The sequence below is a fragment of the Megasphaera hominis genome (assembly GCF_014269395.1).
In the GTDB taxonomy this organism is placed as follows: domain Bacteria; phylum Bacillota; class Negativicutes; order Veillonellales; family Megasphaeraceae; genus Megasphaera; species Megasphaera hominis.
Genome location: NZ_JACOGK010000051.1, coordinates 1 through 12,485 on the forward strand (window position 1 = coordinate 1; position 12,485 = coordinate 12,485).

Sequence of the window (12,485 nt, forward strand, 5' to 3'; positions counted from 1 at the left end):
AGTATATCATTTGCTCCCTTCTCTGTCAAGCACTTTTTTTGAAGAACTTTTAAAACAGAAAAAGACAATAGCAAACACACTGACACACAGTAAAAAGACACAAAAAAATAGAACTTGCACTTCTTGCTTATTCATTCTTTCGCACGTCCGCAATAGCTGTTTATATATAGTACCACCACTTATACATATTTGTCAAGAGATGATGGGCCTGTTCTGCCTTACGCAGACAGAAACAGGCCTATCATCCCAGCCAGGTGTCACGCGTGGACAACGTGCTCTTTTATAAGTGCCTCGATCTCGGCTTCCGTATATCCGTATTCCAACAGTATGTCCCGCGTATGTTCTCCTAACAAAGGCGCTGCTTGCGGTACCGTATCTTTATCTTGAAACTGGATGGGTGGCTTAGGCAATACAGCCGTATGGCCGTTAGGAAACTTACGTGTATATACATAGCCATTAGCCCAGGCCTGTTCGCACTCTGTAATATCCTTAAAATGGCTTATCTTGTCATATACTATATCAGCGGCTGACAATAAGGGGCCCCATTCATCCCGTGTTTTCTTTAAAAATGCTTCCTGTACGAGGCTGACAAATTCCCGGGCATGCACTTGGATCGAATAAAACGTAGTAAACCGTTCATCGTCTAAGAGCCTTTCCAGCCCTAACAAGGTAAGAAAGGGTACACGATAGCGTTCATATTCCATAATACAGAGTTCCAGCCATTCTCCATCGGCACATTGATAGGGAATGCAGACCGGACTAGGCTGCTCATAGCGCTCGCGCGGATACGTATTACCATAGGCGGGTTGTGCTGCAACAGCAGGCATCGCCATGAGCCAGGTCGCAGTTCCCAACAAGGATAATTCTACTTTATCACCTATACCTGTACGCAGCTGCTTATATAAGGCAGCACACAAGCCACCCACCATAACTGAGCCGGTCGTCATATCGCCAAATGCATGAAATGGCATGAGCGGTGGTTCACCAGGGCTGCTATAATCCTGCATGAGACCACTACGGGCCCAAAAGGCGGCAATATCAAAGCCCGGCCGTTTTGCTTCCGGTCCTACAGGACCATAGCCACTCAGGTGGCCCCAGACCAAACGGGGGTATTGCTCGTGCAGTTCTTCATAAGTGACGTGCAAGCCCTCTAAGGCTGCCATACGATAATTGCTTACGAACACATCAGCCCGGGCCAGCAAACGATGCAGGATAGTCTGGCCTGCCGCTGTGCGCAGATTCAAGGCCAGGCCGCGTTTGTTGCTGTTGCTTACGTCCCAGCAGGGATTTTCTTCATCTGTACAGGGCACCTCTGCAATATCGCCGTAATGGCGCCAGGCATCGCCCTGCAAGGATTCCACTTTAATGACGTCAGCACCCCAGTCAGCCAGTATACGGGCTGCTGCCGGCACAGCCGCGTATGTAGATAAATCGACGACCTGCACGCCTGCTAAAGGCAAGGTATGTGTATCCATTTACGTCCACGCTCCTTTTAAAAAAATCAGCTCCGCCTGCAGGCCGGAGCTGATTCGCTGCTATTATTCTTCTTTCTTGGCCTTTAAGCCTTTATATACTTTTTCTGCTGTAATCGGCAGTTCCCTAAAATACACGCCTGTTGCCTGATGGACCGCTTCGGCAATGGCCGGGCCCGGCGTATTGATGACAATTTCACCAATGGACTTAGCCCCATACGGGCCAGTCGGTTCATAGCTCGGCGCAAACTCAACCTTGATATCGCAAACATCCTGACGTGTCGGAATACGATACTGCATAAAAGAGTTCGTCTGCAGCCGCCCACGCTTATCCATAATGACATCTTCCGTAAGCGTCATGCCAATGCCCTGCACCAAACCGCCTTCAGCCTGTACGCGGGCCAAAGCCGGATTGATGACCGTACCGCAATCGACGACAGCAGCATAATCGACGAGCGTAATTTCACCCGTGCCGGGATCAACATCGACGACGGCAGCACCGGCCATATACGGTGGTGGTGATACGGGAGAAAAATGGGTTTCCGTCGCTTCTAAGGCTATATCATTGGTAATCATGGCGGCATTGCCCAGTTCTTTACGCGTTACCTGACGTCCTGTCGCTCTGTCGATGATAGCATCGCCTGTAAAATCCAGGTCTTCCGCCTTGACGTCACCGAGCATACGGGCTGCCTTTTCCTTCATTTTTTCAATGAGCGTCTGGCACGTCTTATAGACGGCCATGCCCGTGAGATACGTCGTCGACGACGCATAGGAGCCACTGTCATAGGGAGACGTATCCGTATCTACCCCGTGGGTGACTACTTCATCGACGGGACATTCCAGTGCTTCTGCCGCAATCTGGGCCAGAATCGTATCACAGCCGGTGCCCATATCGGTAGCACCGATATCGAGGGTGTAGAAGCCATCGTCATTGACCTTGATGGTTGCCGAGGCGACGTCGACGTTAGAAATAGCCGAGCCCTGCATAGCCAGGGCCAGGCCGGCTGCGCGAATCTTGCCATTAGGCAGGACACGGCGGGGATAATTGTGTTTCCAGTCGATGAGTTCCAAGGTCCGCATCAGGCAGGCTTCAAGGTTGCAGCTCCTGGCTGTTTCATTGAAATAAGCCGGCATGACGTCCCCTTCATGAACGATATTTTTCAGACGCAGCGTTACCGGATCGATGCCCAGTTTTTCTGCCAGCTCATTAACAGCTGATTCTACCGCAAAGAGCCCCTGTGTAGCACCGTAGCCGCGATACGCACCGGCAGCAATCGTATTGGAATAGACAGCCGTATAGTTAAAACGGAAGGCCTCCGTATGATTGTACACCGGAATCGATTTATGACCGGCCAGGGTAACCGTTGTCGGGCTGTGATCGCTGTAGGCGCCGCCATTCCAGAGGGCCTCGACGGAAATGACGCGGATGTGCCCTTCCTTAGACGCGCCGATGCGCACGTGGATTTCTGCTTCGTGCCGCGGTGACGAAACGGTCTGCGATTCTTCACGCGTATAGAGCATGTAGGCCCGTTTGCCCGTGACCATCGTGACCAGTGCCGGATAGCATTCCATAACGGCCGTCTGCTTGGCACCAAAGCCACCGCCGATACGGGGTTTAATGACGCGCACGCGGGATTTAGGAATTTCCAAGGCCGTCGCGACAATACGGCGTACGTGGAACGGAATCTGTGTGGAGCTGACGATGACCAGACGGCCATAGGGATCGAGTTCCGTAAAGGCCTGGAACGGTTCCATCATGGACTGCTGGGCCTGCTTTGTATGGTATACATGATCGACGATAACATCGCTGTCAGCAAAGGTTCCGTCTACATCGCCCCAGTCTTCCTTATCCTGGGCGATGATATTGCGCTTGTTATCGCCGCCTACGGGAACCATGGGGTTCCAGTCGTCTTCGGGATGGACGACGATAGGATTATCTACGGCCTGACGGAAATCGAGGAGCGGTTCCTGTACTTCGTAGTCGACCTTGATCATGCGCAGGGCCTTATCTACACACGCTGCATCCTTGCCGGCAACGAGCGCTACAGGATCGCCGACAAAGCGGATCTGTTTATCTAAGATAAGCCGGTCGTAGGGACTCAGCTCCGGATAGGTCTGACCGGCAATGGTAAAGCGCTTTTTCGGCGCATCTTCGGCGGTAAGGATACATTCGATACCAGGTACCTTGAGGGCAGCCGTCTTATTGACGCTGCGCACGATAGCCCGGGCATGAGGACTGCGCAAGGCCTTGACGATGAGACAGTCCTTGGGTGCCAAATCGCCGGTGTAGACCGGTTTCCCTGTAATGAGCGGCAGGGCATCCTTTTTCATAACGGCTTGATTGACTGATTTCATGCGTCCTGCACCTCTTTTCCCTTAGCAGCCAAATAGCGGCGCAACACGCGCATATGGCTTACGTAGCCTGTACAGCGGCAGAGATTGCCTGCCAGGTATTCTTTGATTTCTGCTTCCGTCGGTGTATCGCTTAGCTCCCGTACCATAGACAGGACATTCATGACGAAACCCGGATTGCAATAGCCACACTGGTCACTGCCCTCGCTGGCCATGTATTGGGCAAATTCTTTTGCTTCGTCCTGCAAGCCTTCTAGTGTCGTTACATGCTGGCCATCAATACGGGCAGCCAGGACCGCACAGGAGAGGACGGGCTTTTCATTAAGCCAGACCGTACAGAGTCCGCACGCCGTCGTTTCACAGCCGCACTTGACGCTGTAACAGCCATGGTCACGTAAAAAGTCGAGGAGCATCAGGCCCGCATCGATTTCAGCCTGTTCTTTACGGCCATTGAGCCAATATTCTATCTTCATCAGGCTTCCTCCTTCCCTGTCTGTAAGAGCAGACGGCGGCACAGTTCTACAGCCATATCACGCCGGTACGCTGCAGAACCGCGCGTATTGTCTTCAAAGTTCATAGAGGCAGCCACTTCTGTTGCGACAGCAGTGGCATCCGCTTCGGTCAGTCCCCGTGTACCCTCAAAGGCGCGTACCTCAGCCCGGGCCGGCCGGGCACCGACAGCACAAAGCAGCGTATCTGCTGTGCGTACGACAGAACAGGCCAGGATGGGAAAATCCGTGGCATTCAGACGGAGTGACGTATAGGCCGTGCGGCGTTTTTTCTTGGGGATGATAATCTGCGTCAGTATATCGTTGCCACCGCCCTGCTTGGCAAATTCAGCCAGGGGCATGCGGCCGCCGCGGTGTAATTCTACTTCTGCTTCAAGCGTCAAAAACAGAGTTAGCACGTCAGAAAAGCCAAAACGGCCGAAAATACTGCCGCCTACAGTGGCCAGATTGCGAAACTGCACGCCGACAATATGACGCAGGGCTTCTTTTATGGCGCCATCTGTAGCAGTCAGGAGTGCCGGCGCTGTTTCGAGCTGGCGCAGGGTCACCATGGCCCCCAAGTGGATAGCCGTGTCCGTTTCTGTCATCGTATCCAGGCCCAGTCCGGACAAATCAATGGCCGTCTGAATCCGTCGCTGCGGCGATAAGCGCAGCCAACAGCCACCGCCAAAAACGACGGCTGTTTTCTTTTGATTCAGCTCCCAAGCCTCTTCCAGGCTTTTTGCTTTTACATATTGCGCAATATTCATGTAATCCTCCACTTGCCCGACCTATTTCGTACTGTATGACGGACAAAACAGGTCAGGCCATCGTATATAAAACGGTCAGGCAAACAAATCCTGATGCTGTTGAACGAATGACACGGCCCATGCCTGATCGAAAGTCAAGGTTTCTTCTTTCGCCAGCAGGGGCTCTAAATCCTGTGCCAACGCCTTATAAGTTTGTTCTACGCCGCCTTCAAAGGGCAAAATGCCAGAATTGCCTTTCTGCGTATCAGCAAAATGGAAGGCTTTTTTCCCGCCGGCAAAGGTAAATTCCACTAAATCAGCATGAATGGGCTCTGCCTGGGCAGCCAGCCAGGACCGGAGCATGACCTTCATGATTTCCAGCACCCGGTCATCCAGAGCCGCATCAAAAATGGCCAGCGTTTCCAAAAGGCGGGCCCGCGTGCGGATCAGGCGATACTGATAGGACTGCATAAACGCATATTCCGGCTTTTGCAGCGATTCGTGCATGGCAGAAATATCGCCACCGCCGGGTGCGTAATAAATGACCAGACGCACATCGTTTTGTACGTAAAGGAAATCATAATCCAAATACGTTTCCTGGCCACAAGCAGGACAAACAAAATGAAACAGGGATAAATCACGTACCTGGTCCTTCAATTCCGGTACTTTATCCGTATAAATGCGATCCCATATTTTAAAGCGGCTTTTTTTGCCGCACGCAGGGCACGCTAAATTACGATTATAATGATCTGCATGTTTCGTCATACTATATCCTCTCTTCTTACATAATAACCCATCTTTATCATACATGGTAACGGCCGTGCATGCAAGGCATTTCTCCACCTGGCAGAAACAACAAAAAAAGACCGTCTGCAACAGGCGGTCCCTTTTGGCGTCTTTACGGTAAGGCAAAGAGTGTTTCTGTATTTTTTCTGGCCTGGCATACGAGCTCTTCCTGATCGGCATGCATGTACCCGGCCAAGGTCTGAGCGACGTACGTAATATTTTGCGGTACATTCGTCCGCGGTAAATGAAAGCCTCGCGGCGTCAAGTAGGGAGCATCCGTTTCCAAGAGAACCCTGTCGAGAGGCAGTATAGATACGGCGTCCTGTAACGGACCGCCCCGCCGTTCATCACAAATCCAGCCCGTAATGCCAATATAAAACCCCATAGCAAGGAGGCGCTGGAGCGTTTCTTTATCGCCAGTATAACAATGAACGACCGAACGGGAGCACAGGTCTTCATGGCCCTTGAAGGCAGCGATGAAATCATCAGCCGCATCCCGTTCATGGAGAAACATGGGCTTATGCAGCTCTTCCGCCAGTTCAATAAGGCGGGAAAAATAAAACTGCTGGTTTTCCTTTTTGGAATACATGTGGTCGTAGTCGAGGCCGGTTTCCCCAACGGCGACAACGCGGTCATTACGCGTGATAATCTGCCGGATTTCGTCTATATCAGCAAGCGTCGCTTCATCGGCTGCATGGGGATGAATACCTGCTGTACCGTAGGCGTCATGGGTTTTGACAAAGTCCGAGACCAAACGGTTTTCCCGTGCTTCTGACCCCGTGAGGATGCAGCAAATCCCTGCCTCTGCCGCATCGGCAAAGATTTTTTCCGGATCCGGGAAGGACCGTGTAAAGAGGTTGAGACCAATATCGTAATATAAAGGTTGCAATGTATCTGCCTTCTTTCCCAGGTACTCTGTACCTGTCGTATCAAAAGAACCTGCACTATATAGAATAGTAAACTACTGCTGCTATGTTTTCTTTTCTGGTTCTCCCGTATTATACCATGACTGTACAGAAAGAAAAACAACCGGCATATACCTGAAAAAATCCCCCTGCCTGAACAGACAGAGGGATTTGCATTACGTACGGGCTGCTGCCACTACTTCAATTTCAACCAAGGCATCCTTTGGCAGCCGGGCTACTTCTACGCACGACCGGGCGGGAAAAGGTTCCGAGAAATACTGGGCATATACTTCGTTTACAGCCCCGAAGTTATTCATATCGCTGATAAAAACCGTCGTCTTGATGACATCAGCCAGACTGCAGCCGGCTTGTTCGAGAATGGCTTTTACATTTTCAATGGAGGCCTTGGTCTGTTCCTGTACAGTGGCCGGGAAAGCGCCGGTCCGCATATCGATGGGCAGCTGGCCTGACGTATAAACGACGCCATTATACGTGATGGCCTGGGAATAGGGGCCGATAGCGGCCGGTGCTTTGGTCGTAACAATTACTTCTTTCGTCATAATACATGCTCCTTTGTTTAATTCAATATAGTATAGCCTTAGCGGGATGGGTATTTTCCTTCCCAGACGATACGGCGATAATTTTCTTTATCTGTGTCTCCTTCAGTAGAAATACAGAGTATGCGGCTGTCTGCAGTAAGACCTAACTGCTGTTTCATAGCCTGCAGGCTGTCTTTCGAGAGGACATCATAGACAAACCCCGTCGTAGCAGCTCCGCTTTCACCGGAAATAACGGCTGTATCGCCTGGCAGGGGATTGCCCAGAACACGCATGCCATCGGCTGCCGTAGCATCCGGAACGGAGGCAAAATGATCGGCATGATCATGGAGAATACGCCAGCCCGTCGTGCAAGGCACACCGCAAGCCAGTCCGGCCATAATCGTATCCATCTCGGTCGTTACAGGATGCAGCTGTCCATCATTGGCCTTTGCTGTCGCATAGATGCAGTTGGCCTTTTCCGGTTCGACAATCGTTACAATGGGCGCATCAGGTCCATCACCATAATAATCGGCAAAGAAGCCTGTCATGGCCCCACTCATAGCACCGACACCGGCCTGAAGGAAAATATGTGTCGGACGGATGCCTGCCAGCTGCTGCACAATTTCATAAGCCATAGTCGTATATCCCTGCATAATATGGCCGGGGATTTCTGTATATCCTTCCCAGTCCGTATCCTGCACGAGAACCCAGCCGTTTTTTTCTGCCTGTTCACTGGCAAAACGAACGGCATCATCGTACGATAACGCTGTGATTTCTGCGTTTGCCCCCAAGGCCTGAATATTATGCAGCCGTTCCGGTGCGCTCCCTTTAGGCATATAGACGACGCAGTTCTGGTGCAGCTGCTTTGCCGTCCAGGCAATACCCCGGCCATGGTTACCATCTGTTGCCGTAACGAAGGTAAGTTTCCCCAATTTGTCAGCTATTTCCTGACTGATCAGCCGGTCATACGGCAGCTCCGGCAAGGGAATGCCCAATTTTTGAGCAATGTATGTGCCAATACAAAAGCTGCCACCCAGGCCTTTGAAGGCATTGAGACCGAAGCGTTTGCTTTCATCCTTTACGTGAATGGACTGCACGCCCAGTGCCTGGGCCAAATGGGACAGAGAAATAAGCGGCGTAGCTTCATAACCGGGAAAGCTACGATGGAACGCCTGCGCTTCCTTCGCCTTTTCATAACCAAAAGCGGAAACATCCTGGCCGTGTTGTGGCCGGGTTAAGGAAACAAGTTCATAGGACATAGTGTGTACTCCTTCCGTGATTTGCACTTCATTATACGTGCTATTTTATAAAAATGAATTAGCATACGGCTCCTTGGATCAGTGACTAAAATCCGGTTTTGTTACTTCCTGTTCATCGGAGCACTTGCCAAGATCCAGCTTGGTAACATCTTGATCAGGTTGCCAACAGGGTGTCTTGCCCCGGGCAGATTGACCAGCGTAATCCTTTAAAATATAGATGACATATTTAGATAAGCCCCAAAGTGCGATAGCATTAAAGAACACCATAAAGGCACTGGCAAAGTCTACCAATTCCCAGACAACAGGAACCGGCGCGACGGCACCGACCAGGACGAGGCCGCAGCAAATGACGCGATAGACCAGCACTGCTTTTGGGGACTGCACCAAATGTCTCAAGTTAACTTCTCCATAGTAATTATCCGCCAAGAGCGTCGTAAAGCCAAACAAGGTCATGGGCAGGAATATGGCCCAGCGTCCCATAGGTCCCAAATTGCTTTCAAAGGCACTTTGGGTAAGGGCAATACCCGTTTCACCGGAGCCTATTTGCCCCGAAAGCAGAATGCAAAAGGCAGTACAACTGCAAATAATGATCGTCGTAATGAAAGTCCCCAGCATGGCTGCAAAGCCCTGGTTCACCGGATGCGGAACAATGGCTGTCGCATGCATACTGGGAGCTGTCCCTTTACCGGCATCATTGGTAAAAAGCCCGCGGGCTACACCATAGCGAAAGGCTTCCTGCATCGTATAGCCGGCAGCACCACCCGCTGCAGACTGAAAGTTGAAGGCTGACGAGAAAATCGTTTCAATCATCCCTGGCAATAAAGAAAAATGAGTAAGCACAACATAAACAGCCATTACAAGATACCCCATGGCAACAAAGGGAACAATCGTCGACGCGACTTTTGACAGTCGCTTAATCCCGCCAAAAATGACCAGGCCTACAAAAAGGAGCAGGACCATACCGGCAAAGAGGGGGGAAATATCCACAACGCCTGTAACGGCCAGGGAGACCGAATTGGTTTGCACCATAAAGTCAAACACGCCCATGCCAATCATGATACTCACAGAAAGCAATACGGACAAGACGTGACTGTGCATACCTTTTTCCATATAATAGGCCGGACCACCGCGATACGTACCATCGGGATTCTTTTCCCGGAAGAGCTGGGCCAAGGTCGCTTCGGCAAAGCTGATAGGCATGCCCAGGAGAGCTGTCATCCACATCCAAAAGACGGCACCGGGACCACCGGACGCAATGGCCGTTGCAACCCCAACAAAACAGCCGGTTCCTACTTGCCCTCCCAAGGCGGAGCAAAGAGCTGCAAACCCACTGATACTACCGGATTCATTTTCATTACTATGCAGGCTTGCTTTCAGGTTGCTAAATAAACGGGTAAAATACCGTATTTGCGGAAAATGAAGGCGACACGTAAGATAAATCCCCGTACAAAGTAAAAGTCCTGCCACGAGCCAGCCCCAAAAGATATTGTTCAGGTACTGAATAATTTCCATAATTTCCATAATTGACGCTCCTTACGATCTTTTTCTAAAAAAGCAGATGCTACTTCACGTTCTATTACGCTAGTCTTTCCATCTGACCGGAACAGGATGCTTCGACTAGACATTCCTATTCCGGGCACCAGCCATTTTTTTAGCCAGGCTTCTCTCCTTTCCTATGTATATCTTCCTGCGTATATGTATGTTGTTCTTTACCTGTATATATGAAATAATCGTGCCAATATTTGTGTGTGTTACAAAAGGCCATTTTAAGCGTTTTCTCGGGAAATCAGCGCATAAAATAAAAAAAAGCGCAGCCTATCATTATCATAATGATTTATCAAAACGATAATAATTGACTGCGTTTTGTTCTGTACTTAGCGATACTTTTCCAGTTTCCGATATAACGTGGCAATGCCAATGCCCAGCCGTTTCGCAGCTTCCTGCTTACCTTCCATGGTTTCGCCACAGACGGATAGGGCGTGCAGGATGGCTTCTTTTTCCAGATCTTTTAGCTTGACAATCCCTTCATTCCCGGCCTGGGCGGTTTCTTCTTCAGCCGGGTGATCCGAGGGAAGTCCCGCATCGTGATAGTGGCGGATATTTTCCGGCAAGCATTGCGTCGTCAGGACACCTGAATCTGACATGTTGACCATGAACTCGATGGTATTTTCCAGCTCCCGCACATTGCCCGGCCAAGAGTATTCTTTTAGAATCTGCAGTGTGTGCGGCTCCATGGTCATGGTGCTACGGGAGAAAAGGCGGCTGTATTTCTTGAGCAGCAGCTGGATTAAGGCTGGAATATCTTCCTTCCGTTCCCGTAAAGGTGGTATGAGCAAGGGGATGACATTCAACCGGTAATAGAGGTCGCGGCGGAACTTGTTTTCCCGGATCAGCGTGACCAGATCTTTATTGGTCGCGGCAATGACGCGCACGTCGATGTCGATGATTTGATTGGAACCGATACGGGATAGCTTACGGTCTTGTAATACACTCAAGAGCTTTACTTGCAAATACAAGGGCATATCGCCGATTTCGTCGAGAAAAATGGTTCCCTTGTCGGCCATTTCAAATTTGCCGATTTTGCCGCGCGGGTCAGCACCGGTAAAAGCACCTTTGACATAGCCGAAGAGCTCGCTTTCTAAGAGCGTATCGGGAATGGCACCACAATTGACCGACACAAAGGGTTTATCCTTACGGGCGCCTTCACTGTGGATGACCCGGGCGATGAGGCCCTTGCCGACACCGCTTTCGCCGGTAATGAGTACGGTCGATGATGAGTCAGCTACTTTCCGGATCTGCTTTTTCAACTGGCGCATATTGTCGGCCTGGCCAATGATCTGGCTTACTCCCTGTTCCTGATCGAGGTTGGTCAATTGATAGATAGACGATTTTACATTTTTCAGATTGTTGAACAGAAAAATATGATCATACCCGGCTAAGGGCGAATCAATCGTAATCATTTCACCGTAACATACGATTGTCCGGTCATTGGCCGAAATGGCATATTCCTTCTGGTCCAGGATAGTGTCACCCGTTTCTTTAATGGTCACCGTATGTCCTAAGAGTTCTATACCTGGCAACTGGTTGACAGCGCTCGTATTGGCACCCTGGACACGGCCATCCTGACGCAATAGCAAAACCCCTTCGGCAACGTGGCTGATAACCTCATTGAGAACATCCATGGTCTGCTTCGTACGCAAGGATTCCTGGTATTCGTAAGCCTTCGTGCTGATGAAATCAGCAATCGTCTTGGTAAATTCCCGATAGGCCGTGACGTTGGCAGCAACCCGCGCCTGAGCCGCCTGGTTAAAACAAATAAGGCCAATAACACCAATCCGTTCTTCCCCTAGCGTAATGGGCATAGCCAATTCCGTCAGTTCATGACATTCCTCCTTTTGGGAGCAATAGCGGCACAATTCATTTTCCTTGGGATTATCTATATAGCAAGTCTCTCCCGTTTGCAGTACATAGTTATAAATGCGTCCTTCGTTAGCCATGCTCTTGCTGATATTCGTATTCTTGATACCTGTACCGGCAATGCGGTCCAGGCGCGTATCGACGATTTCTACATCGACACGCGTTACCTGTTCGATAATTTGTGCATATTTTATAACAGCCGGCTGAATCCGCTTCAATACCGTTGGCATACTGTCACCTCACTGGTTTCTCGTATTTTTTCCATTGTAGCATGGAAACCGGCAAAAGCAACTGCCCCATTTATCACAACAAAAACAGCCACACCATCCCTGAACCGCTCCCCGTCAAGTAGACAGAGCAAAAAATAAAACATGTACTTATTACTGCCACCGATATCCGGTGGCAGTTTTTATGCTGCCACGTAATAGTTATTGTGCTTTTCCATCGGGGTTACTACACCCAGTTTTCTCTGTAAACGCTTAGTATTGTAATAGCCAATGTAATCTTCAATCATTGCA

11 protein-coding genes are annotated in these 12,485 nt (G+C 50.2%); all 11 read right to left on the minus strand.

Annotation, left to right across the window (positions count from 1 at the left end):
* Nucleotides 1-257: 257 nt before the first annotated feature.
* Nucleotides 258-1,475, minus strand: coding sequence for a CaiB/BaiF CoA transferase family protein (locus tag H8J70_RS11800; RefSeq protein WP_186504492.1), 1,218 nt, complete (start codon nucleotides 1,473-1,475; stop codon nucleotides 258-260).
* A 63-nt stretch (nucleotides 1,476-1,538) separates the two neighbouring features.
* Nucleotides 1,539-3,827: a xanthine dehydrogenase family protein molybdopterin-binding subunit gene (locus tag H8J70_RS11805; RefSeq protein WP_186504493.1), complete on the minus strand. Its 2,289-nt coding sequence runs from the start codon at nucleotides 3,825-3,827 to the stop codon at nucleotides 1,539-1,541.
* A complete protein-coding gene (locus H8J70_RS11810; protein ID WP_186504494.1) occupies nucleotides 3,824-4,297 on the minus strand; it encodes a (2Fe-2S)-binding protein in 474 nt (157 codons plus the stop codon). The genes H8J70_RS11805 and H8J70_RS11810 overlap by 4 nt, the downstream gene beginning before the upstream one ends.
* Nucleotides 4,297-5,082 (minus strand): FAD binding domain-containing protein, encoded by a 786-nt coding sequence (locus tag H8J70_RS11815; RefSeq protein ID WP_186504495.1) that lies wholly within the window; start codon nucleotides 5,080-5,082, stop codon nucleotides 4,297-4,299. Before H8J70_RS11815 ends, H8J70_RS11810 begins: the two co-directional genes overlap by 1 nt.
* A gap of 75 nt (nucleotides 5,083-5,157) precedes the next feature.
* Nucleotides 5,158-5,826 carry a CpXC domain-containing protein gene (locus H8J70_RS11820; protein WP_186504496.1) on the minus strand — a complete coding sequence of 223 codons (669 nt, stop codon included), beginning with the start codon at nucleotides 5,824-5,826 and terminating at the stop codon, nucleotides 5,158-5,160.
* Between the two features lie 133 nt (nucleotides 5,827-5,959).
* The gene (locus tag H8J70_RS11825; RefSeq protein ID WP_186504497.1) at nucleotides 5,960-6,736 is read right to left on the minus strand and encodes a TatD family hydrolase; all 777 of its coding nucleotides are present in this window, start codon (nucleotides 6,734-6,736) and stop codon (nucleotides 5,960-5,962) included.
* A 192-nt stretch (nucleotides 6,737-6,928) separates the two neighbouring features.
* Complete coding sequence (locus tag H8J70_RS11830) at nucleotides 6,929-7,312, minus strand: RidA family protein (RefSeq protein WP_186504498.1); 384 nt, start codon at nucleotides 7,310-7,312, stop codon at nucleotides 6,929-6,931.
* Between the two features lie 38 nt (nucleotides 7,313-7,350).
* Complete coding sequence (gene dpaL / locus H8J70_RS11835) at nucleotides 7,351-8,550, minus strand: diaminopropionate ammonia-lyase (RefSeq protein WP_186504499.1); 1,200 nt, start codon at nucleotides 8,548-8,550, stop codon at nucleotides 7,351-7,353.
* 78 nt (nucleotides 8,551-8,628) lie between these two features.
* On the minus strand, nucleotides 8,629-10,071 hold the full coding sequence (locus tag H8J70_RS11840) for an alanine/glycine:cation symporter family protein (protein WP_222433706.1): 1,443 nt from the start codon (nucleotides 10,069-10,071) through the stop codon (nucleotides 8,629-8,631).
* Between the two features lie 353 nt (nucleotides 10,072-10,424).
* Nucleotides 10,425-12,197, minus strand: a complete 1,773-nt coding sequence (locus tag H8J70_RS11845; RefSeq protein ID WP_186504500.1) for a sigma-54 interaction domain-containing protein — start codon at nucleotides 12,195-12,197, stop codon at nucleotides 10,425-10,427.
* Nucleotides 12,198-12,376: 179 nt separating this feature from the next.
* Nucleotides 12,377-12,481 carry an IS3 family transposase gene (locus H8J70_RS12925; RefSeq protein WP_425489114.1) on the minus strand — a complete coding sequence of 35 codons (105 nt, stop codon included), beginning with the start codon at nucleotides 12,479-12,481 and terminating at the stop codon, nucleotides 12,377-12,379.
* Between the last annotated feature and the right edge of the window lie 4 nt (nucleotides 12,482-12,485).